This window comes from Enterobacter sp. UPMP2060 (assembly GCF_053709655.1).
This window is the reverse complement of the sequence record NZ_JBSKJQ010000001.1, coordinates 182737-208858: the sequence shown is the minus strand read 5'-3', so window position 1 is coordinate 208858 and position 26122 is coordinate 182737. Positions and strand designations below refer to the sequence as shown.

The 26122-nt window shown below is 59.3% G+C and carries 25 protein-coding genes; 11 read left to right on the top strand and 14 right to left on the bottom strand.

Annotated features, from left to right (window positions below):
• Positions 1 to 177 precede the first annotated feature (177 nt).
• Positions 178 to 900, top strand: a complete 723-nt coding sequence (locus ACWKXN_RS01070) for an ABC transporter ATP-binding protein (protein WP_032661226.1) — start codon at positions 178 to 180, stop codon at positions 898 to 900.
• Here the strand turns inward: ACWKXN_RS01070 and bioD are convergent.
• The 4 genes from bioD to bioB are packed head-to-tail and all read right to left on the bottom strand — an operon-like array spanning position 863 to position 4490.
• Positions 863 to 1564 carry a dethiobiotin synthase gene (gene bioD, locus ACWKXN_RS01065; RefSeq protein ID WP_454543195.1) on the bottom strand — a complete coding sequence of 234 codons (702 nt, stop codon included), beginning with the start codon at positions 1562 to 1564 and terminating at the stop codon, positions 863 to 865. The genes ACWKXN_RS01070 and bioD overlap by 38 nt on opposite strands.
• Positions 1557 to 2312 carry a malonyl-ACP O-methyltransferase BioC gene (gene bioC, locus ACWKXN_RS01060; protein ID WP_126795096.1) on the bottom strand — a complete coding sequence of 252 codons (756 nt, stop codon included), beginning with the start codon at positions 2310 to 2312 and terminating at the stop codon, positions 1557 to 1559. Before bioC ends, bioD begins: the two co-directional genes overlap by 8 nt.
• On the bottom strand, positions 2296 to 3453 hold the full coding sequence (gene bioF, locus ACWKXN_RS01055; RefSeq protein WP_454543194.1) for an 8-amino-7-oxononanoate synthase: 1158 nt from the start codon (positions 3451 to 3453) through the stop codon (positions 2296 to 2298). The genes bioC and bioF overlap by 17 nt, the downstream gene beginning before the upstream one ends.
• The gene (gene bioB, locus ACWKXN_RS01050) at positions 3450 to 4490 is read right to left on the bottom strand and encodes a biotin synthase BioB (RefSeq protein ID WP_033144975.1); all 1041 of its coding nucleotides are present in this window, start codon (positions 4488 to 4490) and stop codon (positions 3450 to 3452) included. The genes bioF and bioB overlap by 4 nt, the downstream gene beginning before the upstream one ends.
• Positions 4491 to 4576: 86 nt before the next feature.
• Here bioB and bioA point away from each other — a divergent pair, with 86 nt between their 5' ends.
• Both bioA and ACWKXN_RS01040 read left to right on the top strand, forming a co-directional pair.
• The gene (gene bioA, locus ACWKXN_RS01045) at positions 4577 to 5866 is read left to right on the top strand and encodes an adenosylmethionine--8-amino-7-oxononanoate transaminase (RefSeq protein ID WP_033144974.1); all 1290 of its coding nucleotides are present in this window, start codon (positions 4577 to 4579) and stop codon (positions 5864 to 5866) included.
• Between the two features lie 48 nt (positions 5867 to 5914).
• On the top strand, positions 5915 to 6391 hold the full coding sequence (locus ACWKXN_RS01040; RefSeq protein ID WP_008501131.1) for a kinase inhibitor: 477 nt from the start codon (positions 5915 to 5917) through the stop codon (positions 6389 to 6391).
• A 97-nt stretch (positions 6392 to 6488) separates the two neighbouring features.
• Here the strand turns inward: ACWKXN_RS01040 and hutH are convergent, their stop codons facing one another.
• The 5 genes from hutH to hutI form a co-directional block, all read right to left on the bottom strand.
• Entirely contained in the window at positions 6489 to 8009 is a 1521-nt protein-coding gene (hutH, locus tag ACWKXN_RS01035; protein WP_454543193.1) for a histidine ammonia-lyase, read from the bottom strand.
• A complete protein-coding gene (gene hutU, locus ACWKXN_RS01030; protein WP_029741916.1) occupies positions 8009 to 9694 on the bottom strand; it encodes a urocanate hydratase in 1686 nt (561 codons plus the stop codon). The genes hutH and hutU overlap by 1 nt, the downstream gene beginning before the upstream one ends.
• Before the next feature lie 127 nt (positions 9695 to 9821).
• Complete coding sequence (locus ACWKXN_RS01025; protein WP_232938414.1) at positions 9822 to 10556, bottom strand: histidine utilization repressor; 735 nt, start codon at positions 10554 to 10556, stop codon at positions 9822 to 9824.
• 19 nt (positions 10557 to 10575) lie between these two features.
• A complete protein-coding gene (hutG, locus tag ACWKXN_RS01020) occupies positions 10576 to 11514 on the bottom strand; it encodes a formimidoylglutamase (RefSeq protein WP_182383193.1) in 939 nt (312 codons plus the stop codon).
• The gene (hutI, locus tag ACWKXN_RS01015; protein WP_048980876.1) at positions 11511 to 12734 is read right to left on the bottom strand and encodes an imidazolonepropionase; all 1224 of its coding nucleotides are present in this window, start codon (positions 12732 to 12734) and stop codon (positions 11511 to 11513) included. The genes hutG and hutI overlap by 4 nt, the downstream gene beginning before the upstream one ends.
• Positions 12735 to 12960: 226 nt before the next feature.
• Here hutI and ACWKXN_RS01010 point away from each other — a divergent pair, with 226 nt between their 5' ends.
• Positions 12961 to 14244, top strand: a complete 1284-nt coding sequence (locus ACWKXN_RS01010) for a putative acyl-CoA thioester hydrolase (protein ID WP_454543192.1) — start codon at positions 12961 to 12963, stop codon at positions 14242 to 14244.
• Positions 14245 to 14321: 77 nt separating this feature from the next.
• Here ACWKXN_RS01010 and pgl read toward each other — a convergent pair whose 3' ends face one another.
• Positions 14322 to 15317, bottom strand: a complete 996-nt coding sequence (pgl, locus tag ACWKXN_RS01005; protein WP_033144969.1) for a 6-phosphogluconolactonase — start codon at positions 15315 to 15317, stop codon at positions 14322 to 14324.
• Between the two features lie 140 nt (positions 15318 to 15457).
• Between pgl and ACWKXN_RS01000 the strand changes: the two genes are divergently transcribed.
• Positions 15458 to 16276: a pyridoxal phosphatase gene (locus ACWKXN_RS01000; protein ID WP_039261350.1), complete on the top strand. Its 819-nt coding sequence runs from the start codon at positions 15458 to 15460 to the stop codon at positions 16274 to 16276.
• Here the strand turns inward: ACWKXN_RS01000 and modC are convergent, their stop codons facing one another.
• The 4 genes from modC to ACWKXN_RS00980 form a co-directional block, all read right to left on the bottom strand.
• Positions 16277 to 17335 (bottom strand): molybdenum ABC transporter ATP-binding protein ModC, encoded by a 1059-nt coding sequence (gene modC, locus ACWKXN_RS00995; protein WP_454543191.1) that lies wholly within the window; start codon positions 17333 to 17335, stop codon positions 16277 to 16279.
• Between the two features lie 2 nt (positions 17336 to 17337).
• Positions 17338 to 18027 (bottom strand): molybdate ABC transporter permease subunit, encoded by a 690-nt coding sequence (gene modB / locus ACWKXN_RS00990; protein WP_033144966.1) that lies wholly within the window; start codon positions 18025 to 18027, stop codon positions 17338 to 17340.
• Entirely contained in the window at positions 18027 to 18800 is a 774-nt protein-coding gene (gene modA / locus ACWKXN_RS00985; protein ID WP_048980879.1) for a molybdate ABC transporter substrate-binding protein, read from the bottom strand. Before modA ends, modB begins: the two co-directional genes overlap by 1 nt.
• A 178-nt stretch (positions 18801 to 18978) precedes the next feature.
• Positions 18979 to 19128: an AcrZ family multidrug efflux pump-associated protein gene (locus ACWKXN_RS00980; RefSeq protein ID WP_023310811.1), complete on the bottom strand. Its 150-nt coding sequence runs from the start codon at positions 19126 to 19128 to the stop codon at positions 18979 to 18981.
• A 127-nt stretch (positions 19129 to 19255) separates the two neighbouring features.
• On the opposite strand from ACWKXN_RS00980, the gene modE reads away from it, so the two are divergent.
• The 6 genes from modE (at position 19256) to galM (ending at position 26044) form a co-directional block, all read left to right on the top strand.
• Positions 19256 to 20044 carry a molybdenum-dependent transcriptional regulator gene (modE, locus tag ACWKXN_RS00975; protein ID WP_454543190.1) on the top strand — a complete coding sequence of 263 codons (789 nt, stop codon included), beginning with the start codon at positions 19256 to 19258 and terminating at the stop codon, positions 20042 to 20044.
• Positions 20045 to 20111: 67 nt separating this feature from the next.
• Entirely contained in the window at positions 20112 to 21584 is a 1473-nt protein-coding gene (modF, locus tag ACWKXN_RS00970; RefSeq protein WP_182071395.1) for a molybdate ABC transporter ATP-binding protein ModF, read from the top strand.
• Between the two features lie 201 nt (positions 21585 to 21785).
• Positions 21786 to 22802 carry a UDP-glucose 4-epimerase GalE gene (gene galE / locus ACWKXN_RS00965; RefSeq protein ID WP_023334950.1) on the top strand — a complete coding sequence of 339 codons (1017 nt, stop codon included), beginning with the start codon at positions 21786 to 21788 and terminating at the stop codon, positions 22800 to 22802.
• A 9-nt stretch (positions 22803 to 22811) separates the two neighbouring features.
• Positions 22812 to 23858: a galactose-1-phosphate uridylyltransferase gene (gene galT / locus ACWKXN_RS00960; protein WP_454543189.1), complete on the top strand. Its 1047-nt coding sequence runs from the start codon at positions 22812 to 22814 to the stop codon at positions 23856 to 23858.
• Between the two features lie 3 nt (positions 23859 to 23861).
• A complete protein-coding gene (gene galK / locus ACWKXN_RS00955; protein WP_033144961.1) occupies positions 23862 to 25010 on the top strand; it encodes a galactokinase in 1149 nt (382 codons plus the stop codon).
• Positions 25004 to 26044, top strand: coding sequence for a galactose-1-epimerase (gene galM / locus ACWKXN_RS00950; RefSeq protein ID WP_047061378.1), 1041 nt, complete (start codon positions 25004 to 25006; stop codon positions 26042 to 26044). The genes galK and galM overlap by 7 nt, the downstream gene beginning before the upstream one ends.
• Positions 26045 to 26122: the final 78 nt, after the last annotated feature.

The following is a 26122-nucleotide window of genomic DNA, read 5'->3' as shown; positions in this document are numbered from 1 at the left end:
TCTGCACCACAACTCACCACCTCCAGCACCGTCGCTGTGCAATCCGGTTTTTTATAAATCGCTTTCTGGTGATTCATTCCTAAAAAAGCCGTTTTTTTGAACACTTTTCGGTTTCTGGCAGGGGTTTTGCAGATTCAAACACGAGCCTCACCTACACACATTTTTAAGGAGAAAAAGATGTTGAGTCTGCGTGCTGTGAATCAGTTTTACGGAAGCCAACATACGCTATGGAACGTGAATTTGGATTTTCCGCAAGGGATGTGTACAGGCGTCGTTGGCCTGCCGGGGATGGGGAAAACCACCCTCATGAATTGCATCGCCGGGAGAGTGCCCGTTGAAAGCGGCAGCATCATCTGGCACGAGGCGGGCGCGCCGCCGCGCGACTTGCTTAACCTGCCGCCAGAACAGCGCTCAGGACCGGGGATAGGCTATGTCCCTCAGGACAGGCGGATCTTCTCCCAGTTAACGATTGAGGAAAATCTGCATATCGCCATGCGGGCGATGGGGAAACCCAACCCGGAAGCGAAAAGTGACGTTTACGACCTGTTTCCGGCGCTCTACGCATTGCGACAGGCCCGTGCGAACACGCTCTCTCCGGACGACCAGTACCAGCTGGCGCTGGCTAATGCGCTGGTGAACCGTCCGCACCTGCTGATCCTCGATGAGCCCCTGCACGGCGCAGGGCACAGCTTCGCCCAGAAGCTGGGGCAGCTGCTGGCGCGCTTAAACCGGGAGTTAGGTATGACGGTGCTATTAGCGGAGCAGCAGCTGTCGTTTATCCGCCGGGTTGCGGACCGTTTCTGCATGCTCTATCGCGGGCGTAACGTGGCGCAGGGCCACGTTAACGAACTGGATGACGAGCTTATCGCGCACTGGATGTCGCGGGAAGCAAGACGCTGAGATCGAGATAACGCCCGGTGTCGGCATTTTCCGCACCCTCAGCAAGCCAGGGAATTTCCCCGAGGCACGGGGCGGGAAGTACGCGCCTGAGCGTCGCCAGATACTCCTGGTGTCGTTTACCCGGCGCAACCACGTCGTTGGCTATCCAGCCCGCCAGCTTCAGCCCGGCCTGCTGTACGGCCTGCGCGGTCAACATGGCGTGATTGATGCAGCCCAGCCTGACGCCGACGACCAGAATTACGGGAAGCTGCTCGGCCTGCACCCAGTCAGCAAACGTCTGCGTGTCCGAAAGCGGCGTAAACCAGCCGCCTGCACCTTCCACCAGCACCCAGTCGGCCTGGCTTTCCAGCGTCCGTAACCCGGCTGACAGCACGGTGAAATCAATCGGACGACCTTCGTCAGCGCTGATGATGTGCGGCGAGGTCGGCTCGGCAAAGGTGTACGGGTTCACCGCTGAATAGGCAAGCTCACGCGTGCTGTTACGCTGGAGCGCCAGCGCGTCGGTATTGCGTAACCCTTCCGCCGTCATCTCGCTGCCGGAAGCAACCGGCTTATACCCGGCGGTGTTTTTCCCAAGCTTTCGCGCCGCCTGCAGCAGCGCCGAGCTGGCCACCGTTTTACCCACTTCCGTATCCGTTCCGGTGACAAAATAACGTTCACTCACGTTCGATAATCCCATGAAAAAGTTGATAAGAGAGCGGGAAATGTCCCCGCTGCTGCGGCCAGGCCAGCTCCAGACGCTGCAGCTGTCCCCGGGTCAGCGGTTTTTTCTCCCGCCCGGCGTGCAGGTGCGTGGCCCCGATGCCCTTCAGCGATCGCATGGCGCTCAACGCATCGCTAAAATTGAGGGTGATGGTCTGCACCGTGCTGCGATAGCGCCAGCCTGCCAGCGCCTGCGTCACCTGCTCATGCGATAAAAATCGGTTAGCGTGCGGCTGCTCATCCACCGCTTTCCACGCCTGATTCAGCTCCGGCAGCGAACTTTCCAGCAGGGTGGTAAAAGCCACCTTCCCGCCCGGTCGCGCCACGCGATAAAGCTCGCGCAAGGCCTGCGGCAGGCTGCTGCACCACTGGACCGCCAGATGACTCCAGACCAGATCGAACTGCGCATCCGCCAGCGGGATCGCCTCGATATCGGCCAGCAGATAGCGATCCGCTGCCTGCCGCTGACGCGCCTCATCGAGCATCTGCTCTGAGAGGTCGATAGCCGTGACCTGGCTTCCCGCCCCGCGCCAGTAGCGGCTGTTGCTGCCTGGACCACAGCCGGCGTCCAGCACCTGCGGAAAACGGTTCTCGCCAAGCGCGACCAGAAGCCCCTGCGCGCTCTGACGCTGCAGCTCATCGTGCTGCGAATAGCTCTGCGCGGCCCGGCCAAATGCTGCCGCGACGGCCTGCTTATTCACCGGCGTCATGGAGCGCCTCCAGCAGCGTCTGGATATCCCGTGCCTCATGCGCCGCCGTCAGGGTTAAGCGCAGCCGCGCGGTACCCGGCGGGACCGTTGGCGGGCGGATAGCGGTCACCCACATCCCGCGCTCGCGCAGCGCCTGTGCCAGCGCCAGCGCGCGGCCGTTTTCGCCGACAATCACCGGCTGGATGGCGCTCTGCGAATCGGGGCTGTGGAAGGGCAGCGCCGCTAACCCCTTGCGGAAGCGGGAGATATGCTCTGCCAGCCGCTGACGACGTTCATCCCCTTCTGCGCTGCGGATCACCGCCAGCGACGCAGACAGCGCCACGGCCTGCGCCGGGGGCATGCTGGTGCTGTAGATCAGGTGTCGGGCAAACTGCAGCAGATAGTCGGCGACCGAATCGCTGCACAGCACGGCGGCGCCGCTGACGCCAAAGCCCTTGCCGAAGGTGACGATCAGCAGCTCCGGCTTCACGTTTTGCTGGTATGCGCTGCCGCGACCTTCGTCGCCCATTACGCCAATGCCGTGGGCATCGTCGACCAGCAGCCAGGCGTTTTGCCGCTTTGCGGCCTCATGCAGCGCGGCAAGCGGCGCGCTGTCGCCGTCCATGCTGAACACCCCTTCCGTAACCGCCAGCTGTTGTCCGTCGCAGGGTTTATCCAGCAGCCCGGCGAGCTGCCCCGCATCGTTATGGGCAAAGCGGCGCAGCTGCGCCGGGCTTAAACTTGCAGCCTCCAGCAGCGAGGCGTGGCTCAGGCGGTCGGCGACAATACGGTCCTCTTTTCCCATCAGGGCGGTAATGACCGCCTGGTTGGCGGCAAAGCCGGAGATGAACAGCAGCGCGCGCGGGTAGCCGAGCCAGTCGGCAAGCGCCTCTTCCAGTGCCTGATGCGCGGTGGTGTAGCCGCTGACGTGTCCCGAGCCGCCGCTGCCCACGCCAAACCGCTCCGCACCCTGCTGCCAGACGCGGATGATGGCCGGATGCTGGCTCAGCCCGAGATAGTCGTTGCTGGAGAAATTACAAAACTGCCGCCCCTCGCGGGTAAGAAAACGGCCCGCGCCGTTTTCCACCACCCTGCGAACGCGAAACGCCTCTGCCGCCCGGCGTTCGTCCAGCGCGGTATTTATTCGTGCCTGCCAGGTCATACGGCTGCCGCGTTGTAGAACTGGTCGGTGTCGGCGTTGAAAATCTGCTGCTCCAGCTGCTGCTGTTGCTCGTTATCGCCCGTCAGCACTTCGGTCTGATGCGGGTTAAGCCCCAGCTTGCGGAACAGCTGAACGTCTTTGTCCTCTTCCGGGTTCGGCGTGGTCAGCAGCTTGCAGCCGTAGAAGATGGAGTTGGCTCCGGCCATAAAGCACATCGCCTGGGTCTGCTCGTTCATCTGCTCGCGACCGGCAGAGAGGCGCACGAAAGAGGTCGGCATCATGATGCGCGCCACCGCGATGGTGCGAATAAAATCAAACGCATCCACGTCGTCGTTATCCGCCAGCGGCGTTCCCTTAACCTTCACCAGCATGTTGATCGGCACGCTTTCCGGCGGGGTCGGCAGGTTCGCCAGCTGCAGCAGCAGGCCCGCGCGGTCTTTCACCGTTTCGCCTAAGCCCACAATACCGCCCGAGCAGACCTTGATCCCCGCGTCACGCACTTTATCCAGCGTGTCCAGACGCTCCTGATAGGTCCGCGTGGTGATGATGTTGCCGTAAAACTCCGGCGAGGTGTCGAGGTTATGGTTGTAGTAGTCCAGCCCCGCCGCAGAGAGGCGCTGCGCCTGCTCCTCGTTCAGCGTGCCGAGCGTCATACAGGCTTCGAGGCCCATCTCCTTCACGCCCTTCACCATCTGTTCCAGATACGGCATGTCGCGGTCGTGCGGGTTCTTCCACGCTGCGCCCATGCAGAAGCGGGTTGAACCGGCGTTTTTCGCCTTGCGAGCGGAGTCGAGCACCTGCTCCACCTCCATCAGCCGTTCGGACTCCAGGCCGGTTTTGTAGCGCGCGCTCTGCGGGCAATATTTGCAGTCTTCAGGACAGGCACCGGTTTTGATCGACAGCAGCGTGCTGACCTGAACATGGCGCGGATCGAAGTGCTGACGATGCACCTGTTGGGCTTCGAACATCAGCTCAAGGAAAGGTTTGTTGAATAATTCAGTGACTTGCGACATCGTCCAGCGTGCGTGGTGAGCCATCGGGCTTCTCCAAAGGGTTTTGTTAATTTTCGGTTCGGTTTATACTCGTAAACCTAAAACTTTTCAAAATGGTTTACAAGTCGATTATGACCCAGGACGATCTCGCCTTCGACAAGCAGCATATCTGGCACCCTTACACCTCCACTACCCGCCCTCTTCCCGTCTATCCGGTGGCCTCGGCCCACGGCTGCGAGCTGCACCTCGCCAGCGGCGAGCGGCTCGTTGACGGGATGTCTTCGTGGTGGGCGGCCATTCACGGGTACAACCACCCGCGCCTTAATGCGGCGATGAAGGCCCAGATTGACCAGATGTCGCACGTGATGTTTGGCGGGATCACCCATCAGCCCGCCGTGGATTTATGCCGTCGCCTGGTGGCGATGACGCCTGAATCGCTGGAGTGCGTGTTCCTGGCCGATTCCGGCTCCGTGGCGGTGGAAGTGGCGATGAAAATGGCGCTGCAGTACTGGCACGCGAAGGGCGAAATGCGCCAGCGGTTCCTCACCTTCCGCAACGGCTATCACGGGGATACCTTCGGGGCGATGTCGGTGTGCGATCCGGACAACTCCATGCACAGCCTGTGGAAGGGCTATCTGCCGGAAAACCTGTTCGCCCCTGCCCCGCAGAGCCGCTTCGACGGCGAGTGGAACGAGATGGACATGGTCGGTTTCGCGCGGCTGATGGCGGCGCATCGCCATGAAATCGCCGCAGTGATCCTGGAGCCGATTGTGCAGGGCGCAGGCGGAATGCGGATGTACCACCCGGAATGGCTGAGGCGCATTCGCAGGATGTGCGACCGCGAGGGCATTCTGCTGATTGCCGATGAGATCGCCACCGGCTTTGGCCGCACCGGCAGGCTGTTTGCCTGCGAGCATGCGGGCATTGCGCCGGATATTCTGTGTCTGGGTAAAGCGCTGACCGGCGGCACCATGACGCTCTCCGCCACGCTCACGACCCGCCAGGTGGCCGACACCATCAGCGACGGCGAGGCGGGCTGCTTTATGCACGGCCCGACGTTTATGGGCAACCCGCTGGCCTGCGCCGTCGCAAGCGAAAGCCTTGCCATTCTGGAGAGCGGCGAGTGGCAGACGCAGGTTGCGGCGATTGAGGCGCAGCTGAAAGATGAACTGAATGCCGCCTCGGGCGCGAATTTTGTGGCAGACGTGCGCGTGCTGGGCGCCATCGGCGTGATTGAAACCACCCATCCGGTGAATATGGCGGCGCTGCAGCGCTTCTTCGTTGAGCAGGGCGTCTGGGTGCGGCCTTTCGGCAAGCTTATCTACCTGATGCCGCCGTACAGCATTACGCCGGAGCAGCTGCGTAAATTAACCGACGCGGTTGTAACAGCCGTTAACATTCCCGCGCATTTCACGATGTAACCCTATGCATTACACTTGCTGAACGAGCGATCAACGAGGGTAAACCGTATGAAAATCATCAGTAAAGATCTGCGCGACGGTGAAAAACTGCCGGAACGCCACGTATTCAACGGCATGGGGTATCAGGGAGACAATATCTCCCCGCACCTGGCGTGGGACGAGGTTCCGGCCGGAACCAAAAGCTTTGTCGTGACCTGCTACGACCCGGATGCGCCGACCGGCTCCGGCTGGTGGCACTGGATTGTGGCGAACCTGCCTGCCGACACGCGCGTCCTGCCGCAGGGTTCCGGTTCAGACCTGGTTGCCCTGCCTGAAGGCGCCATTCAGACGCGCACTGACTTTGGTAAAGCGGGCTACGGCGGCGCGGCGCCGCCAAAAGGGGAAACCCACCGCTATATCTTCACGGTGCACGCGCTGGATGTGGAGAAGATTGAGGTCGATGAAGGGGCGAGCGGCGCGATGGTAGGGTTTAACGTGCATTTCCATTCGCTGGGGAGCGCGTCGATTACGGCGATGTATTCATAATAGTGCGGGCTGATGCCCTCACCCCGGCCCTCTCCCACAGGGAGAGGGAGAAAACCGGACAATTCCCTCTCCCTGTGGGAGAGGGTTAGGGCAAAAATCACAGCACTGAAGGTAGCAGTCCTACAAGGCTTCCCTCTTCCAGAAGCTGCATCGCCTTATCAATATCCGGCGCAAAGAAGCGGTCGTCATCGTAGTGCGATACGTGCTCGCGCAGCGCATGACGCGCCTGCTCCAGCAGCGGGCTGGATTTTAGCCCTTCACGCAGATCGACACCCTGACATGCCGCCAGCCATTCCACCGCCAGCACGCCGCGGGTGTTGGAGGCCATTTCCCAGAGGCGACGCCCGGCAGCCGGCGCCATCGAAACGTGATCTTCCTGGTTCGCTGACGTTGGCAGGCTGTCCACGCTGTGCGGGTGCGACAGGGCTTTGTTCTCGCTCGCCAGCGCCGCCGCGGTCACCTGGGCAATCATAAAGCCCGAGTTGACCCCGCCGTTACGCACCAGGAACGGCGGCAGCTGGGACATATGTTTATCCATCATCAGCGCGATGCGGCGCTCGGACAACGCGCCGACTTCGGCAATCGCCAGGGCGATATTATCCGCCGCCATTGCCACCGGCTCGGCGTGGAAGTTGCCCCCGGAAACCACCTCGTTTTCCTGGGCGAACACCAGCGGGTTATCGGACACCGCGTTGGCCTCCACCAGCAGCACTTCTGCCGCCTGGCGCAGCTGCGTCAGGCACGCGCCCATCACCTGCGGCTGGCAGCGCAGGGAATACGGATCCTGCACCTTTTCACAGTTGTGGTGTGAATCCGCGATCTCGCTGGTGTCGGTAAGCACGTGACGGTACATCGCGGCGGCATCAATCTGCCCGCGCTGACCGCGCACCTCGTGGATGCGGGCATCGAACGGACGACGCGAGCCCAGCACGGCTTCGGTGGTCAGCGCACCGCACACCACCGCCGAGGCAAACAGATCTTCCGCTTCAAAGAGGCCGCGCAGCGCGAAAGCGGTCGATGCCTGCGTGCCGTTCAGCAGCGCCAGCCCCTCTTTCGCCGCCAGGGTGATCGGGTTTAGCCCGGCTTTTTTCAGCGCCTCTTTCGCAGGAAGCCACTCGCCCTGCCAGCGCGCTTTGCCTTCGCCCAGCAGCAGCAGCGACATGTGCGCCAGCGGCGCAAGATCGCCGGATGCGCCAACGGAACCTTTCGCCGGGATCCACGGATAGACTTCCGCATTGACCAGCGCCATCAGCGCCTGAATCACGCTCAGGCGAATGCCGGAGAAGCCGCGGGCCAGGCTATTGATTTTGAGCACCATCATCAGACGGACAATCTCATCATCCAGCGGCTGACCCACGCCCGCCGCATGTGACAGCACCAGCGAACGCTGTAAGTTTTCCAGATCGTGTGTCGCGATGCGGGTCTGCGCCAGCAGGCCAAATCCGGTGTTAATCCCGTAGGCGGTGCGCCCTTCGGCAACGATGGCTTCGACGCAGGCGACGCTGTCGTTAATGGCGGCGTGGGCGCTTTCATCCAGCGAAAGGGTAACCGGTTTACGCCAGACGTTACGCAGCTGCTTGAGCGTCAGCGAGCCGGGGGGGTGTGTTAATGCGTTCATTAATGCTTTCCTTGTGTGGCAGGGATCATCGGCAGGTTAAGGCCCTGCTCTTTGGCACAGTCAATGGCAATCTCATAACCCGCATCCGCGTGACGCATCACGCCGGTGGCCGGGTCGTTGTGCAGCACGCGAGCGATACGCGCGGCGGCTTCATCGGTTCCGTCGCAGACGATGACCATCCCGGAATGCTGGGAGAAGCCCATCCCCACGCCGCCGCCGTGGTGCAGCGACACCCAGGTCGCGCCGCTGGCGGTGTTCAGCAGAGCGTTCAGCAGCGGCCAGTCGGAGACCGCATCCGAGCCGTCGCGCATGGCTTCGGTTTCGCGGTTCGGGCTGGCGACGGAGCCGGAGTCCAGGTGATCGCGGCCGATGACGATCGGCGCGGAAACTTCACCGCTGCGCACCATTTCGTTGAAGGCAAGGCCGAGTTTTTGACGCCACTCCAGCCCTACCCAGCAGATACGCGCCGGTAGGCCCTGGAAGTTAATGCGCTCGCGGGCCATGTCCAGCCAGTGATGCAGGTGTTCGTCATCGGCGACGATCTCCTTCACTTTGGCGTCGGTTTTGTAGATGTCCTCCGGGTCGCCGGACAGGGCAACCCAGCGGAACGGACCGATGCCGCGGCAGAACAGCGGGCGAATATAGGCAGGAACGAAGCCCGGGAAGTCAAAGGCGTTATTCACGCCCATCTCTTTCGCCATCTGGCGGATGTTGTTGCCGTAGTCAAAGGTCGGAATGCCCATCTGGCTGAAGGCCAGCATGGCGGAGACGTGCTCAGCCATGGCGCGTTTCGCGGCAAGCACCGTGCCTTCCGGGTCGGTTTCCGCTTTTTGCTGATATTCTTCCCACGTCCAGCCTTTTGGCAGGTAACCGTGCAGCGGGTCATGGGCGCTGGTCTGGTCGGTGACCAGATCCGGACGCACGCCGCGGGCGACGAGCTGCGGGAGAATGTCCGCCGCGTTGCCGCACAGGGCAATCGACACCGCTTTGCCTTCGGAGGTGTATTTTTTGATGCGCGCCAGCGCATCGTCCAGATCGGTTGCCTGCTCATCGACGTAGCGGGTGCGCAGACGGAAATCAATGCGGCTCTGCTGGCACTCAATGTTGAGCGAGCACGCGCCGGCAAGCGTGGCGGCCAGCGGCTGCGCGCCGCCCATGCCGCCAAGACCTGCGGTCAATACCCAGCGGCCTTTGAGCGAGCCGTTATAGTGCTGGCGACCGGCTTCCACGAAGGTTTCGTAGGTGCCCTGCACGATCCCCTGGCTGCCGATGTAGATCCAGCTCCCCGCTGTCATCTGGCCATACATCGCCAGCCCTTTCGCGTCCAGTTCGTTGAAGTGTTCCCAGGTGGCCCAGTGCGGCACAAGGTTAGAGTTAGCGATCAGCACGCGCGGCGCGTTTTTGTGCGTTTTGAACACGCCAACCGGCTTGCCGGACTGCACCAGCAGGGTTTCGTCGTGTTCGAGTTCGGTCAGGGATTTTACAATTGCGTCATAGCATTCCCAGTTGCGCGCGGCGCGGCCTATGCCGCCGTAGACCACCAGCTCGTGGGGGTTTTCCGCCACCTCAGGGTCGAGGTTGTTCATCAACATGCGCAGCGGGGCTTCGGTGAGCCAGCTTTTGGCGGTAAGCGTGGTGCCGCGCGCGGCGCGGACGTCCTGCTGGCGGTATTTACCTGACGACATTGTTTGCTCCTCATAGGGGACAGATGATGCATTTAGATATACTTGTATAGACAAGCACACACAAGGGCAGATTTAACAAAAAAGATACAATTTTGTTATATTGCGTTAGCGATCACGCTTATAAAACTTATGACATGAAGTGGCCCTGCAGCCGGTAGCGGTTCCCCGGGAAAAGCAGCCGGGCATGCGACACAATGTGCGACGAGGACCAGGTTCGACGGCGGATCAGCAGGCACGGATCGTGCTCTTTAATGCGTAGCCTTTCGCACTCCTGCGGCGTGGCGCGCACGGCCTCCACAATGTGCTCCCCTTCCGTCAGCGGTGCGACGAGCGAGAGATAGGCATGCGGCGTGGTCTGGGTGTAATCCTGGTTCAGATAGTCCGGTATCCGCTCAGCGTTCACGCAGCGATCTTCAATCTGCACCGGAATGTCGTTCTCGAAATGCACCATCACGGAGTGGAAAATGCGGCTTCCCTCCTTGACGTTAAGCTCTGTGGCCTGCTCGGCGCTGGCCTGGGTCTCTTCGAGCACCAGCACCTCGCAGCGGTGCTGGTGATTACGCGCGGCAATCTCGTCCGCAATGCTGCGGATTTCAAACAGGGCCGACTGTCCTTTCGGTTCCGCCACAAACGTCCCCACGCCCTGCAGGCGCACCAGAAGCCCTTCGTCGGTCAGCTCGCGCAGCGCCCGGTTGACGGTCATCCGGCTAAAACCAAACTGCGCCACCAGCTCGGCCTCCGAAGGAATGCGATCGTGCGGGCGCCAGACGCCGGTAGCGATTTTTTCGCTAATTGCCTGCTTCACCTTTTCGTAGAAAGGCGCGGGAGGGCTCGACGGCGGCAGAGGTGAGCGTGAAAACATCGTGACTCCTTGAATAGTGTTATGCCCACCAGTGAGCAATTTGCCAGGCCAGGCGGGCGGCGAGCTTAGCGCCCTGTCCGTCCCGATCGTACTGCGGGTTAAACTCTACCAGATCGGCGGCCTGTAGCTTACCGCTACGGCAGATTTGTTCGATAACCGGGAGAAGATCCAGCGCCGGTATGCCTAACGCAGCCGGTGCGGACACGGCAGGCATTTCGCTGGCGGGCAGGACGTCCAGGTCGATCGTCAGATAGATACGATCGGCCTGCGCCAGCACCCTTTCCAGGGCGGATAGCGCATCGCGCCTGAAATGGAGATCTTCCACCAGCGTGACGTTCAGGCGTTCGGCCTCATCCCACAGCGCCAGCGTGTTCGCCGCCCGGCTCACGCCAAGGCAGGCGTAGTGAAATTCCCGCCCGCGCTCATCGCAGTAGCGCGCCAGCTGGCGAAACGGGGTGCCGGATGTGGCCCGGTCGGCCTTGCGCAGATCGAGATGGGCATCAAGGTTGATAATGACAACCCGCTCGTTCGGGAAGGCGTCCAGCACGCCGCGACCGTGCGCCCACGCGGTTTCGTGCCCGCCGCCAAACACCAGCGTCCGCATCCCGGACTGCTGACAGGCCGTGACGGCATCGCTTAACGCCTGCTGTGCCGCTTCCAGCTCGCCGCCTTCAACGTACACCGAGCCCATATCCGCCAGCCGATCATGTCCCTGATGGCTTGCCATATTTGCCAGCGCCTTTCGCAGCATATCCGGTGCCTGCACGGCGCCGGGCCTGCCCTGATTGCGTTTTACCCCTTCATCACATTCAAAACCTATCAGCGCGATGCCGGATGAAAGCGGCGTGAACTGGCCCTGCTGCTTTATCGTCTGGAAAATGCGCTTTGCACTGCTGGCCTCGGCGCTGTCATCGCGCCCCTGCCAGACGGTTTCGGCTACGGGCCGCCATAACCTCATACTGCCTCCCCACGGAAAATACGTTGATACAGCGGATTGCGTCCCGGCTCGTAGACCATCTCAACCGGATGATGTGCATCCCAGACGATAAAATCGGCGACAAACCCTGCCCGCAGCTGCCCGTGGGTTGCGCCACGGCCCAGCGCCTGCGCGGCATGGCGCGTGACGCCAGCCCAGGCTTCTTCCGGAGTCAGGCCAAACTGGACGCAGGCCATGTTCATCGCCAGGTGCAGGCTCGCAAACGGGCTGGTGCCGGGGTTATAGTCGGTGGCGACGGCCATCGGCACGCCCTGTTTTCTGAGCCGTTCAACCGGCGGACGCTGGCGCTCCTGCAGAAAATAGAACGCACCCGGCAACAGGACGGCAACCGTGCCGCTTTCCGCCATCGCCTGAACGCCTGCGTCGTCGAGATACTCAATATGATCGGCGGAAAGGCCCTTATACTGGCTGACCAGCGCCGCGCCGCCCTGATTCGACAGCTGCTCGACATGCCCTTTCACCGGGATACTCAGCTCGGCGGCGGCCTTGAAGAGTCGCTCGGTTTGCGACGGGGTAAAGCCGACGTTTTCACAAAACACGTCGACTGCTTCATATAACTCTTTTTGCCACAGCGTGGGCAGTATCTGCTCGCAGACCAGCGTGAGGTAGGCATCCGGATCCTGCCGGTATTCCGGCGGAACCGCATGGGCCGCCAGCAGCGTTGGGCTGATATCGATCGGATTATTGAGGCCCAGCTGGCGGGCAACCTGCAGCATCTTCTCTTCGGCCTCGGCGTTGAGCCCGTATCCCGATTTGATTTCAACGGTCGTCACGCCTTCATTCATGAGACGCTGGAGCCGCTGCTGCGCCAGTTTCAGCAAGGTTTCGGCTGAGCTGCTGCGCGTCGCCGTCACGGTCGCGTTAATCCCGCCCCCCTGGGCGCTGATGGTTTGATAAGAGACGCCGTTCAGACGCTGCTCCCACTCCGCCGCGCGGTCGCCGCCAAATACCAGGTGGGTATGGCAGTCAATCAGGCCAGGCGTGACCAGACGTCCCTGAAGATCGACACAGTGACGGTGTCCGGAAGGAATGTCAGATTCAGGGATCGCGGCCAGAATAGTGTGGCCGCGCACGACCAGGGCGTGTTGCTCTTTCAGTCCATAAGGCGCAGGTACGTCCGGCGCCATCGTAGCCAGTCGCGCATTTCGCCATATTACATCGTCGGGATGAATCTGCTGCATGGGGCATTCCACTTGTCTTAGGTTGTATAGACATTTATTTGCATCCACCGTCTGCTGTCAACCGCCTTAACGGAAAATGTTATTTATTTGTGATCACCTACCTGCCGCTCCGGGGCTAAAAATGCAACTTTTACCCTTTTTATCTTCCCGTTTCGCTCAACTTAGTATAAAAAAGCAGGCTATTTCGTCTATCCCGTTTAAGACTTGCATACCCAGGAGCTCTACCTTGAACATTTCCAGGATTTCCCGTCTGGCGTTAGCACTCGCCTTTGGCGTGACCTTATCCGCATGCAGTTCAACACCACCGGATCAGCGTCCTTCTGAGCAGGTTGCGCCCGGTACCGCCTCCCGCCCGATTTTGTCCGCTGATGAAGCGAAGAACTTCGATCGTGCGCACTACTTCTCGGCGATGGATCCTAACGCTGCGCCGTGGACACCGTCTTCTATTAACCTGCCTAAACAGCCTGACTTCGTGGTTGGCCCGGCGGGTGCGCAGGGCGTAACGCATACCTCTATTCAGGCTGCGGTTGATGCTGCCATCACTAAACACAGCGCGTCTCGCCAGTACATCGCGATCCTGCCGGGTGAATATGAAGGCACCGTGTATGTTCCGGCGGCCCCTGGCAGCATTACGCTTTACGGTCTGGGCGAAAAAGCGATCGACGTAAAAATTGGCCTGGCGATTGATTCCGAAATCGACAGCAACACCTGGCGTCACCTGGTGAATCCGGCCGGTAAATATATGCCGGGCAAACCGGCGTGGTATATGTTTGATAACTGCCAGAGCAAGCGTTCCGCCACTATTGGCGTGATGTGCTCGGCGGTATTCTGGTCTCAGAATAACGGTCTGCAGCTGCAGAACCTGACCATTCAGAATACCCTGGGCGACAACGTTGATGCCGGCAGCCACCAGGCCGTTGCGCTGCGTAGCGATGGCGATAAGGTGCAGATTAATAACGTCAACATTCTGGGCCGTCAGAACACCTTCTTCGTGACCAACAGCGGCGTGCAGAACACCCTGCAGAATAACCGCCTGACCCGTACCCTGGTGACCAACAGCTACGTTGAAGGTGACGTGGATCTGGTGTCCGGTCGCGGCGCGGTGGTGTTTGATAATACCGATTTCCGCGTGGTGAACTCCCGCACTCAGCAGGAAGGTTACGTGTTTGCTCCGGCAACCCAGTCTAACCTCTTCTACGGCTTCCTGGCCGTGAACAGCCGCTTTAACGCTGCCGGTGACGGCGTGGCGCAGCTGGGACGCTCCCTGGACGTGGACTCTGCGACCAACGGTCAGGTCGTGATCCGCGACAGCGTGATCAATGAAGGCTTCAACATGGCGAAGCCGTGGGCTGATGCCGCGATCTCCAAACGTCCATTCTCCGGCAATACCGGCGCAGTGGATGATAAAGGGAACGTGCAGCGCAACCTGAACGACGCTAACTTCAACCGCATGTGGGAATACAACAACCGCGGTCTGGGTAGCAAAGTGGTTGCTGAGCCGAAGCAGTAAGCTGTTTTGCCCGGTGGCACTGCGTTTACCGGGCATAAAAAAACCTCGCATTCGCGAGGTTTTTTGTTTTTAGCCTCTTAGTGAGCGTTTACCACCACCCACATTGGCCCCTGGCCTACGGCATAACGCCCTTTCTCTTCCAGCAGCCCCTGCTCGCCTTTAATTTCATACAGCGCGATGTGGTGGGATTTCTGCCCCGCCGCAATCAGGTATTTACCGCTGTGATCGATATTAAAGCCGCGCGGCTGGGTTTCCGTTGGCTGGAACCCTTCAATCGCCAGCACGCTGCCGTCTTCAGAGATGCTAAAGACGGTAATCAGGCTGGAGGTACGGTCGCAGGCGTACAGATGGCGGCCATTTGGCGTAATGTGGATATCCGCCGCCCAGCGGGTGTCGGAGAAATCAGACGGCATCATGTCCAGCGTCTGCACGCACTCAATCTGACCGTTTGGATCTTTCAGCTCCCATACGTCCACAGAGCTGTTCAGCTCATTGACCACGTAGGCGTACTGCTGGTTCGGATGGAAGACCATATGGCGCGGGCCCGCGCCTTCAACGGTAGTCACTTCGGCAGGATTCTGCGCCACCAGATGACCATCGTCGCTCAGGGTGAACAGGCAGATACGATCCTGCTTCAGCGCAGGCACCCACAGCGTGCGGTTATCCGGAGAGATATTCGCCGAGTGGCAGCCTTCAAGCCCTTCCACCACATCCACGGTTTCGACCGGAATGCCATCTTCCAGACGCGTTACGCTGACGCAGCCCGCGTTATAAGAGCCGCTGAAGACAAAGTTGCCTTTACGATCGGTCGAGATATGGGTTGGGCTGCCCGGCAACGGGGCTTCGGCAGTGTACGTCAGCGCACCATCGTCCGGAGAAATGCGATAGGCCAGCACGCGGAACTCCGGGCGCACACCCACGTACAAGAAACGTTTATCCGGGCTGATGACCATCGGTTGCACCTGGCCTGGCACATCAACAACCTGAACCAGCGTGAGTGTCCCTTCGGTATTTAAACGCCAGACGTGGATCTGCTGGCTTTCAGGACTGGCGGTATAAACGGTTTGTTTCATGAATATTCACTCCTCACTGCGCATGAAAGTAGTTAACTTTTGACGGTGAATGCTGAATTGTCGACAGGAGTTTTGAAGCGTTCGCCTCTCGGTGTACCATCCCATCAAAACGTAAATTCAATATTAACCCGGGAAAACAGATGACCTCGCGTGTGATTGCTCTGGATTTAGACGGTACCTTACTGACGCCGCAAAAAACCCTTCTCCCCTCCTCCCTTGAGGCGCTTAAACGCGCGCAGGAAGTGGGATATCAACTCCTTATCGTAACGGGTCGACATCACGTTGCCATTCACCCTTTTTATCAGGCACTGGCGTTAGATACACCTGCAATTTGTTGTAATGGCACTTATTTGTATGATTATCAGGCAAAAAAGGTTTTAGAATCCGACCCGCTGCCAGTTCCCAAGGCGCTGCAGCTGATCGATCTGCTGGATGAGCATGCCGTTCACGGCCTGATGTACGTGGATAACGCGATGGTGTACGAGCGCCCTACTGGTCATGTGGTGCGCACCAGCAACTGGGCGTTGTCCCTGCCTGAAGCGCAGCGTCCGGTCTTTACCCAGGTTTCCTCCCTGCGTCAGGCCGCCCAGGACGTTGAGGCTATCTGGAAATTCGCCCTGACGGATGAAGACACCACCAAACTGAATACCTTCGCAAAACACGTGGAACAAACGCTGGGTCTGGAGTGCGAATGGTCCTGGCATGACCAGGTGGATATTGCCCGCAAAGGCAACAGCAAAGGCAAGCGCCTGACGCAGTATGTGGAATCACAGGGCGGGTCGATGCAGGACGTGATCGCCTTTGGCGACAACTACAACGACATCAGCATGCTGGAAGCCGCCGGTACCGGCGTGGCGATGGGCAATGCCGACGACGCGGTAAAAGCCCGCGCCAACGTGGTGATTGGCGATAACACCACCGACAGCATCGCGCAGTACATTTATACCCACCTGCTGTAATCAGGCGGTGATCGAGACGCTCTTAATTTGCGCGTAAAGCCACAGGCCGGGTTTGATCCCTAACTCATCCCTCGCCCACGGGCTGATGCGCGCCCAGAGCGTCCTGCTGCCGACTTCAAGCTTCACTTCCACCTGCCCGTTATCATCAAAACACTCCGCGACTTTGGCGCGCAGAATATTTCGAATACTGGTTTGCAGCGGCGGCTGCAGCACCAGCGAGACGTCCGACGCCTGGATGCGAATTCGCAGCGCGGACTGTAGCGGTTTGTCAATCTTATTGACCCAAAGATGCTGGTCGCCCAGCGCCAGGGCGGTCATCGCGTAATGCGGGTGATGTTCCAGAACGCTCACTTTCAGGATGCTGCTCTGCTGTTCCCTGGGTAACCAGGGGTGCATTACGCTGCTGCCCCACACCTCTTCCAGGTTGCCGAAGGCCTTCACGCTGCCCTCTTCCAGCACCAGCACCTTGTCGGCCAGATGGAGGATCTCATCCAGCGAATGGCTGACGTAGAGCATTGGAATATTAATTTCGCGCGTCAGTCGCTGCAGATAAAGCAGAAGCTCGCGTTTACGCGGAATATCGAGCGAGGCCAGCGGTTCGTCGAGCAGCAGCAGCTCGGGGGCGGTCAGCAACGCGCGACCAATGGCCACACGCTGTTTTTCTCCGCCGGAGAGCGAGGATGGCAGCCTGTCGAGCAGAGGCTCAATGCCTAAAAGCGTCACCAGCTTGTCAAACTGCCCGACCATGCTTTTCGCCATGCCGTAACGCAGGTTGCCGCGCACGCTGTAGTGCGGGAACAGGCGCGCGTCCTGGAAAACATAGCCGATGCGGCGTTTATCCGGCGAGAGGTAAATTTTGTTCTCCACGTCATTCAGGACGCGGTCATTCAGGACAATACGGCCAGACTGCGGGCGGGTCAGGCCGCTGATGGCATTAATCAGCGACGTTTTTCCCGCTCCCGACACGCCAAAGATGGCGGTGATTCCGCTTGCCGGCAGCGTCTCGTTAAGCGTCAGGGTATGGTTTCCCAGCGTCTGGGTGAAATGGAGTTCCAGCATGCTTATTTCCCCATCCGCTCGCGGCTGAGCCGCGCCAGCCATTCAGACACCATCAGCGATACCAGCGCCAGCACAATTGAAATAATACACAGCCGCGCCGCCGCGCCTTCACCGCCCGGCGTTTGAATCAGAGTATACATTGCCGACGGGATGGTTCGCGTCTCGCCGGGGATGTTCGACACAAAGGTGATCGTCGCGCCAAACTCGCCCAGCGAGCGGGCGAAGGCCAGCACCGTCCCGACAATAATGCCCGGCAGCGTGAGCGGAAGCGTGATGGTGAAAAAGACGCGCCAGCGCCCTGCGCCCAGCGTGCGGGCCGCCTGTTCGAGCTTCATGTCCACGCCTTCCAGCGCGAGGCGGATCGCCCTCACCATCAGCGGGAATGACATCACCGCCGCCGCCAGTACCGCACCGCGCCAGCTAAACGCAAACGTCAGCCCAAACCAGTCGTAGAGCTTCTCTCCGATAAAACCGCGTCGCCCCATCGAAATCAGCAGCAGGTAACCGACCACCACGGGCGGCAAAACGAGCGGAAGATGCAGCACGCTGTCGAGCAGCGTTTTGCCGGGAAACTGACAGCGAACCAGTAGCCAGGCAAAGAAGATCCCAAAGGGCAAGCTCAGCGCAACCGCCAGGGAAGAGACTTTTAGGCTCAGCAGAACAGCCTGCCATTCAGGATCGGTCAATATCATCAGTGAGTCGTAAATCCATAACGTTTAAAGATTGCGGACGCCTCCGGCCCTTTCAGGTAATCGCGGAAGGCCGTCACGGCCGCATTTTTATGTCCATCAACAATCGCAACAGGATATTCCACTTTCTTGTGGGAGTCTTCCGGGAACGTTGCGACCACTTTTACACCTTTACTGGCAACGGCATCAGAGCCGTACACAATGCCCAGCGGGGCTTCGTTGCGCTCAACCAGCGCCAGCGCGCCGCGCACGTCTTCCGCCGGGGCCAGCTTCGGTGACAATGTCTCCCATGCACCCAGCTTTTGCAGCGCTTCTTTGGCATAAATCCCGGCCGGAACGTGCTCCGGGTCGCCCACGGCCAGACGGCCACCGTTCAGCAGGCTCGTCCAGTGGGTCTCTTTGGTGATGGTGAAGTCCGCCTGCGCGCTGGCTTTTGGCGCCACGACAACCAGGCTATTCCCCAGCAGCGTTTCGCGGGTTGTGGCATCAATCGATTTCTTCTCCGCCGCGTAATCCATCCACTTCTGGTCAGCCGAGATGAACAGATCCGCCGGTGCGCCCGCTTCTATCTGGCGCGCCAGCGTCGAGGAAGAGGCAAAAGAGGAGACCACCTCGACGTTTTTCTCTTTTTTATACGCCGCCGCGATGTCCTGCAGCGCGTTGGTCAGCGACGCCGCGGCAAAGACGGTGATTTTACCCTCGTCCGCCAGCGCGTGTCCGGTAAGTGAAAGCGTCAGCGTTGCCCCTGCGAAAAGGCGTACCCATGAACGTGCCATCTGTAACTCCTGTGAGTAGCGTTATATACATCTTAATATAACGATTACGTCAGGGAGATCCCAGTGTTTAATCGTAACGCTGAAGGGGTAAACCGGTGTGATGCGTTAAATAATATCGGCGTAGACGGGAAAATCTTGAGAACAAAACGCCCGGACTGGCCGGGCGTTTTGTGGGGAATCAATGCTGCTTTTTAGCCTGGTCTTTGTGACCAATGTTCGAAAAGACGTTGAACACTTCACCCAGGCCGTAGATGGCACCGAGGATGATGGCCATCACTACTGGTACCATGATCACGGCGAATACCAGACTTTTCAACAACTCTAACATGGTTTTCTCCAGATATTGTGAATGGCTCATTCTACCCTTTCAAGTGAGAAAAACATCCCCTTTTGTGCGGTACCCTATGCGCCCTGCACCATTTGGGTCACAATACTCTTTTTGCCAGGACACTGTTATGCAGGCCGAAATTCTTCTCACTCTACGACTTCAGCAAAAGCTTTTCGCCGATCCGCGACGTATCGCCCTGCTTAAACAAATAGAACAAACGGGCTCGATTAGCCAGGGGGCGAAAAACGCGGGCATCAGCTACAAAAGTGCCTGGGACGCCATCAACGAAATGAACACCCTGAGCGAACACCCGCTGGTGGACAGAGCCACAGGCGGCAAAGGCGGCGGCGGTGCGATCGTGACGCGCTATGGCCAGCGCCTTATTCAGCTTTACGATCTGCTGGCCCAGATCCAGCAAAAGGCGTTCGATGTGTTGAGCGACGACGATAACGTTCCGCTGGACAGCTTGCTGGCCGCCATTTCCCGCTTCTCGTTACAAACCAGCGCCCGCAACCAGTGGTTTGGAACGGTGACGGCGCGCGACAATCTCCAGGTACAGCAGCATATTGAGATCCTGCTTGCCGATGGCACCACCCGTCTGAAAGCCGCAATAACGGCGCAGAGCGCAGAGCGCCTTGAGCTTCATGAAGGTAAAGAGGTGCTGGTGCTGCTGAAAGCGCCGTGGGTCAATATCACGCGCGATCCCGACGCCGCAAAGGCGGCCGATAACCAGCTCCAGGGCGCTATTAGCCATATCGAACGCGGCCAGGCGCAGTGCGAAGTGCTGATGACCCTGGCAGACGGGCAACCGCTTTGCGCGACGATACCGCTTAGCGAAGCGGACGGTTTAGAAGGAGGTACTGTCGTTACCGCCTGGTTCAACGCAGATAGGGTGATTATCGCCACATTGTGCTGAGCGCATTGACAATCGCGCCGACAGTGCGTATCCCTGATATCTGTTGCTGCAAAAACAGGGATAAACCATGTCATCATTGCATATTTCGCAAGGCACGTTTCGTCTTAGCGATACCCGAACGCTGACGATTGCTGATTTAACGCTACGCGCGGGTGAAAGCTGGGCGTTTGTCGGCACTAACGGCAGCGGTAAATCCGCGCTGGCCCGCGCGCTGGCCGGCGAGCTCCCCCTCCTCAAGGGCGAATGCCAGGGCGACTTTACGCGCCTGACGCGCCTGTCATTTGAACAATTGCAAAAGCTGGTAAGCGACGAGTGGCAGCGCAATAACACTGATTTACTCAGCCCTGGCGAAGAAGATACCGGCCGTACGACGGCGGAAATTATTCAGGATGAGGTGAAAGATCCCGCCCGCTGTCAGCGCCTGGCAGAACGGTTCGGCATCACCGCCCTGCTCAACCGGCGCTTTAAATACCTTTCAACCGGCGAGACGCGAAAAACGCTGCTTTGCCAGGCGCTGATGAGCGAGCCCGAACTGCTTATCCTCGACGAACCGTTTGACGGCCTTGACGTGCAGTCCCGTGCGCAGCTGGCGGCCCTGCTGGAGTCGCTTAATCAGCAGGGCTATACCCTGGTTTTGGTGCTTAACCGCTTCGATGAAATTCCGGACTTTATTCAGCACGCGGGCGTACTGGCCGACTGTAACCTGACCGAGACCGGTGAAAAAACCGCGCTGCTTAAGCAGGCGCTCATTGCCCAGCTCGCACACAGTGAACAACTCGACGGAATTACGCTTCCGGAACCTGACGCCCCTTCGGCCCGCCATGCGCTCGATCCCCACCAGCCGCGCATCGTGCTGCGAGATGGGATTGTCTCTTATGACGATCGCCCGATCCTCAACCGTCTTAGCTGGACGGTCAATCCCGGCGAACACTGGCAGATTGTCGGCCCTAACGGCGCGGGAAAATCCACGCTGCTGAGCCTTATCACCGGCGATCACCCGCAGGGCTATAGCAACGATCTGACGCTGTTTGGTCGGCGTCGCGGCAGCGGCGAAACCATCTGGGATATTAAAAAACATATCGGCTACGTCAGCAGCAGCCTGCATCTGGATTACCGGGTCAGTACCACGGTACGCAACGCGATCCTTTCCGGGTATTTTGATTCCATCGGTATTTATCAGGCGGTGTCTGACAAACAGCACAAGCTCGCCCAGCAGTGGCTGGATATTCTGGGCATGGACAACCGGGTCGCTGACGCGCCGTTTCATAGTCTGTCGTGGGGGCAGCAGCGTCTGGCCCTGATCGTTCGCGCGCTGGTGAAACACCCTACGCTTCTGATCCTCGACGAACCGCTGCAGGGACTCGATCCGCTGAATCGCCAGCTTATCCGCCGCTTTGTGGACGTGCTGATTAGCGAAGGTGAAACGCAGCTGCTGTTCGTTTCACATCATGCCGAAGATGCCCCCGCCTGCATCACGCATCGCCTGGAGTTTGTGCCGGACGGTGAGGGTTATCGCTATCTTCTCAGCAACGTCGATTAAACCCGGAGGGCTCTGCCCTCCTCTTTTTCAGATAACTTGCATCAATACATGGCTATCTCTTTGATCTAGAATGCACTCATTCATTGAAAAAGCGAGTGTGAAAACGAGTGTAAACGATTCCACTATTTTATCCCATGTCACACTTTTCGCGTCTCTGTTATGCTATGGTTATTACATACCATAAGCCCAATGGAGCGAAATATGCGAGTTCTGGTAACAGGTGGTAGCGGTTACATAGGTAGTCATACCTGCGTGCAACTGCTGCAAAACGGTCACGACGTCATCATCCTCGACAACCTGTGCAACAGTAAGCGCAGCGTGCTGCCGGTGATTGAACGCCTTGGCGGTAAACAACCGACTTTCGTGGAAGGCGACATCCGCAACGAAGCGCTGATGACCGAGATCCTTCACGACCATGCCATCGAAGCGGTGATCCACTTCGCGGGTCTGAAAGCGGTCGGTGAATCCGTTGCGAAGCCGCTCGAGTATTACGACAACAACGTCAACGGTACCCTGCGTCTCATCTCCGCCATGCGTGCGGCCAACGTCAAAAACTTCATCTTTAGCTCCTCCGCCACCGTCTACGGCGATCAGCCCAAAATCCCTTACGTTGAAAGCTTCCCGACCGGTACCCCGCAAAGCCCGTACGGCAAAAGCAAGCTGATGGTAGAGCAGATCCTGACCGACCTGCAAAAAGCGCAGCCGGAGTGGAGCATCGCGCTGCTGCGCTACTTCAACCCGGTCGGCGCGCATCCGTCCGGCGACATGGGTGAAGATCCGCAGGGCATCCCGAACAACCTGATGCCGTATATCGCCCAGGTTGCCGTGGGTCGCCGCGACTCGCTGGCGATATTTGGCAATGACTATCCGACCGAAGACGGCACCGGCGTGCGCGACTACATCCACGTGATGGATCTGGCCGACGGTCACGTTGCGGCCATGCAGCAGCTGGCCAACAAACCGGGCGTGCATATTTACAACCTCGGCGCCGGGGTCGGCAGCAGCGTGCTGGACGTGGTTAACGCCTTCAGCAAAGCCTGCGGTAAGCCGGTGAACTACCACTTCGCTCCGCGTCGAGATGGCGACCTGCCTGCTTACTGGGCCGATGCCACCAAAGCCGACAAAGAGCTTAACTGGCGTGTGACGCGCACGCTTGATGAAATGGCACAGGATACCTGGCACTGGCAGTCACGCCACCCGCAAGGCTATCCGGACTAAGGATCCGTCATGACGCAATTTAATCCCGTCGATCATCCGCATCGTCGTTTTAACCCGTTAAGCGGGCAATGGATTTTGGTTTCTCCGCATCGCGCCAAGCGCCCCTGGCAGGGGGCGCAGGAGACGCCTGCAAAACAGACGCTGCCACAGCACGACCCGGACTGCTTCCTCTGTCCGGGCAACACGCGCGTCACCGGGGATAAAAACCCGGACTACAAAGGCACCTTCGTGTTCACCAACGATTTTGCCGCGTTGATGACCGACACGCCGGACGCGCCGCAAAGCCACGATCCGCTGATGCGCTGCGAAAGCGCGCGCGGAACCAGCCGCGTGATCTGCTTCTCGCCGGATCACAGCAAAACGCTGCCCGAGCTGAGCGTGGACGCGCTGAAAGAGGTCGTCAGCACCTGGCAGGCGCAAACCGCAGAGCTGGGGCAGCGCTATCCGTGGGTGCAGGTGTTCGAAAACAAAGGCGCGGCCATGGGCTGCTCAAACCCGCACCCGCACGGCCAGATCTGGGCGAACAGCTTCCTGCCTAACGAAGCCGAGCGTGAAGACCGTCTGCAGAAAGCGTATTACGCGGAAAACGGTTCGCCGATGCTGGTGGATTACACCCAGCGCGAGCTGGCCGACGGCAGCCGCACCGTGGTGGAAACCGAACACTGGCTGGCCGTCGTCCCTTACTGGGCCGCCTGGCCGTTTGAAACGCTGCTGCTGCCGAAAGCGCACGTGCAGCGCATCACCGATCTTAGCGACGCGCAGCGCGACGACCTTGCCCTGGCGCTGAAAAAGCTGACCAGCCGTTACGACAACCTCTTCCAGTGCTCTTTCCCGTACTCCATGGGCTGGCACGGCGCCCCGTTTAACGACGAAGAGAATCAACACTGGCAGCTGCACGCCCATTTCTATCCGCCGCTGCTGCGCTCTGCGACGGTGCGTAAATTCATGGTGGGCTATGAAATGCTGGCGGAAACCCAGCGTGACCTGACGGCGGAACAGGCGGCAGAACGTCTGCGTGCCGTTAGCGACGTCCACTATCGCGAATCAGGAGTCTAAAAAATGAGTCTGAAAGATAAAACACAATCCCTGTTTGCTGAGAAATTTGGCTACCCTGCCACCCACGTTATCCAGGCGCCAGGCCGCGTTAACCTGATCGGTGAACACACCGACTATAACGACGGTTTCGTGCTGCCGTGCGCTATCGATTACCAGACCGTCATCAGCTGCGCGAAGCGCGACGACCGTAAAGTTCGCGTGATTGCGGCGGATTACGGTAATGAGACGGACGAGTTTTCCCTCGATGCCCCGATTGTGACGCACGACAGCCAGCAGTGGTCTAACTACGTGCGCGGCGTGGTGAAACACCTTCAGAAGCGTAACAAGAACTTTGGCGGCGCAGATTTAGTTATCAGCGGCAACGTGCCGCAGGGTGCGGGCTTAAGCTCCTCTGCGTCCCTGGAAGTCGCCGTGGGTACCGTGTTCCAGCAGCTTTATCATCTGCCGCTGGACGGCGCGCAAATCGCCCTGAACGGTCAGGAAGCAGAAAACCAGTTCGTGGGCTGCAACTGCGGCATTATGGACCAGCTGATCTCCGCGCTGGGCAAAAAAGAGCATGCCCTGTTAATTGATTGCCGCTCGCTGGGTACCAAAGCCGTTCCCCTGCCGAAAGGCGCGGCTGTGGTGATCGTCAACAGCAACTTTAAGCGCACGCTGGTGGGCAGCGAATACAACACCCGCCGCCAGCAGTGCGAAACCGGCGCCCGCTTCTTCCAGCAGCCTGCCCTGCGCGACGTGACGCTCAATGAATTTAACAAAGTGGCGCACGAGCTGGATCCGATTGTCGCCAAACGCGTTCGTCACGTGCTGACGGAAAATGCCCGTACCGTTGAAGCCGCGTCCGCGCTGGCGAAAGGTGACCTGAAACGCATGGGTGAGCTGATGGCGGAATCTCACGCCTCCATGCGCGATGATTTTGAAATCACCGTTCCGCAGATCGACACCCTGGTGGACATCGTTAAAGCCACCATCGGCGACAAAGGCGGCGTGCGCATGACGGGCGGCGGTTTTGGCGGCTGCATCGTTGCGCTGGTGCCAGAAGAGCTGGTCCCTGCCGTACAGGATGCCGTGGCGAAGCAGTACGAAGCAAAAACGGGTATCAAAGAAACCTTCTATGTTTGTAAAGCATCACAAGGAGCCGGACAGTGCTAAACGAAACACCTACCCTTGCACCGGATGGTCTGCCGTATCGCCTGTTAACCCTGCGCAATAGCGCGGGGATGGTCGTTACGGTGATGGACTGGGGGGCAACCCTTCTTTCTGCCCGCGTACCGATGCCGGACGGCAGCGTGCGCGAGACCCTGCTCGGCTGCGCCTCGCCTGAGCAGTACATCAATCAGTCCGCCTATCTGGGCGCGTCCGTTGGTCGCTATGCTAACCGCATCGCGAAGAGCCGTTTTGAACTCGACGGCGTGCAGTACACCCTGCTTCCAAGCCAGGGTGAGAACCAGCTGCACGGCGGACCGGACGGGTTTGATAAACGCCGCTGGAAGATTGTTCGTCAAAACGATGGCGAAGTGCTGTTCTCGCTGGATTCGCCTGATGGCGACCAGGGCTTCCCGGGGAACCTTGTCGCGTCCGCGCGCTTTACGCTGACCGACGACAACCGTATCGCCATCGAATACCGTGCGACGGTCGATAAGCCGTGTCCGGTCAATCTGACCAATCACGCGTATTTCAACCTGGACGGTAGCCAGTGCGACGTGCGTAACCACAAGCTGCAGATCCTGGCGGATGCATATCTTCCAGTTGACGAGATGGGCATTCCGTATCAGGGCCTCAAAGACGTGAGCGGCACCAGCTTTGACTTCCGCAGCGCGAAGTCCATCGCCCAGGATTTCATGAGCGATGACGATCAGCGTAAGGTAAAAGGCTACGACCACGCTTTCCTGCTGCAGGCCAAAGGCGATGTGAAACAGCCTGCCGCACAGGTCTGGTCTGCGGATGAGAAACTGCAGATGACGGTTTATACCACAGCCCCTGCACTGCAGTTTTACTCAGGCAACTACCTCGGCGGCACGACGGCGCGCGAACATGATGAGTACAGCGACTGGCAAGGCCTGGCGCTGGAGAGCGAGTTCCTGCCGGACAGCCCGAACCATCCGGAATGGCCGCAGCCAGACTGCGTGCTGCGTCCGGGTAAAGAGTACGTGAGCATGACGGAATATCATTTTATTCCACATTAATATCCAGCCCTCCCTCCGGAGGGCTTTTTTCTGCGCGCCTTGCTGAAAATAGCGCCGATCGCAGACAAAATCATAACC

Bases quoted from the DNA above. Each gene is read 5' to 3' on its own strand.
- hutU (WP_029741916.1), bottom strand. From the start codon at position 9,694: ATGTCGTCAGGTAAATACCGCCAGCAGGACGTCCGCGCCGCGCGCGGC.
- modE (WP_454543190.1), top strand. From the start codon at position 19,256: ATGCAGGCCGAAATTCTTCTCACTCTACGACTTCAGCAAAAGCTTTTC.
- galE (WP_023334950.1), top strand. From the start codon at position 21,786: ATGCGAGTTCTGGTAACAGGTGGTAGCGGTTACATAGGTAGTCATACC.
- bioF (WP_454543194.1), bottom strand. From the start codon at position 3,453: ATGACCTGGCAGGCACGAATAAATACCGCGCTGGACGAACGCCGGGCG.
- ACWKXN_RS01070 (WP_032661226.1), top strand. From the start codon at position 178: ATGTTGAGTCTGCGTGCTGTGAATCAGTTTTACGGAAGCCAACATACG.
- bioB (WP_033144975.1), bottom strand. From the start codon at position 4,490: ATGGCTCACCACGCACGCTGGACGATGTCGCAAGTCACTGAATTATTC.
- modB (WP_033144966.1), bottom strand. From the start codon at position 18,027: ATGATATTGACCGATCCTGAATGGCAGGCTGTTCTGCTGAGCCTAAAA.
- modC (WP_454543191.1), bottom strand. From the start codon at position 17,335: ATGCTGGAACTCCATTTCACCCAGACGCTGGGAAACCATACCCTGACG.
- hutH (WP_454543193.1), bottom strand. From the start codon at position 8,009: ATGAACGCATTAACACACCCCCCCGGCTCGCTGACGCTCAAGCAGCTG.
- modA (WP_048980879.1), bottom strand. From the start codon at position 18,800: ATGGCACGTTCATGGGTACGCCTTTTCGCAGGGGCAACGCTGACGCTT.
- ACWKXN_RS01040 (WP_008501131.1), top strand. From the start codon at position 5,915: ATGAAAATCATCAGTAAAGATCTGCGCGACGGTGAAAAACTGCCGGAA.
- bioC (WP_126795096.1), bottom strand. From the start codon at position 2,312: ATGACGCCGGTGAATAAGCAGGCCGTCGCGGCAGCATTTGGCCGGGCC.
- hutG (WP_182383193.1), bottom strand. From the start codon at position 11,514: ATGAGGTTATGGCGGCCCGTAGCCGAAACCGTCTGGCAGGGGCGCGAT.
- ACWKXN_RS01000 (WP_039261350.1), top strand. From the start codon at position 15,458: ATGACCTCGCGTGTGATTGCTCTGGATTTAGACGGTACCTTACTGACG.
- ACWKXN_RS00980 (WP_023310811.1), bottom strand. From the start codon at position 19,128: ATGTTAGAGTTGTTGAAAAGTCTGGTATTCGCCGTGATCATGGTACCA.
- hutI (WP_048980876.1), bottom strand. From the start codon at position 12,734: ATGCAGCAGATTCATCCCGACGATGTAATATGGCGAAATGCGCGACTG.
- ACWKXN_RS01025 (WP_232938414.1), bottom strand. From the start codon at position 10,556: ATGTTTTCACGCTCACCTCTGCCGCCGTCGAGCCCTCCCGCGCCTTTC.
- pgl (WP_033144969.1), bottom strand. From the start codon at position 15,317: ATGAAACAAACCGTTTATACCGCCAGTCCTGAAAGCCAGCAGATCCAC.
- bioA (WP_033144974.1), top strand. From the start codon at position 4,577: ATGACCCAGGACGATCTCGCCTTCGACAAGCAGCATATCTGGCACCCT.
- modF (WP_182071395.1), top strand. From the start codon at position 20,112: ATGTCATCATTGCATATTTCGCAAGGCACGTTTCGTCTTAGCGATACC.
- galT (WP_454543189.1), top strand. From the start codon at position 22,812: ATGACGCAATTTAATCCCGTCGATCATCCGCATCGTCGTTTTAACCCG.
- galK (WP_033144961.1), top strand. From the start codon at position 23,862: ATGAGTCTGAAAGATAAAACACAATCCCTGTTTGCTGAGAAATTTGGC.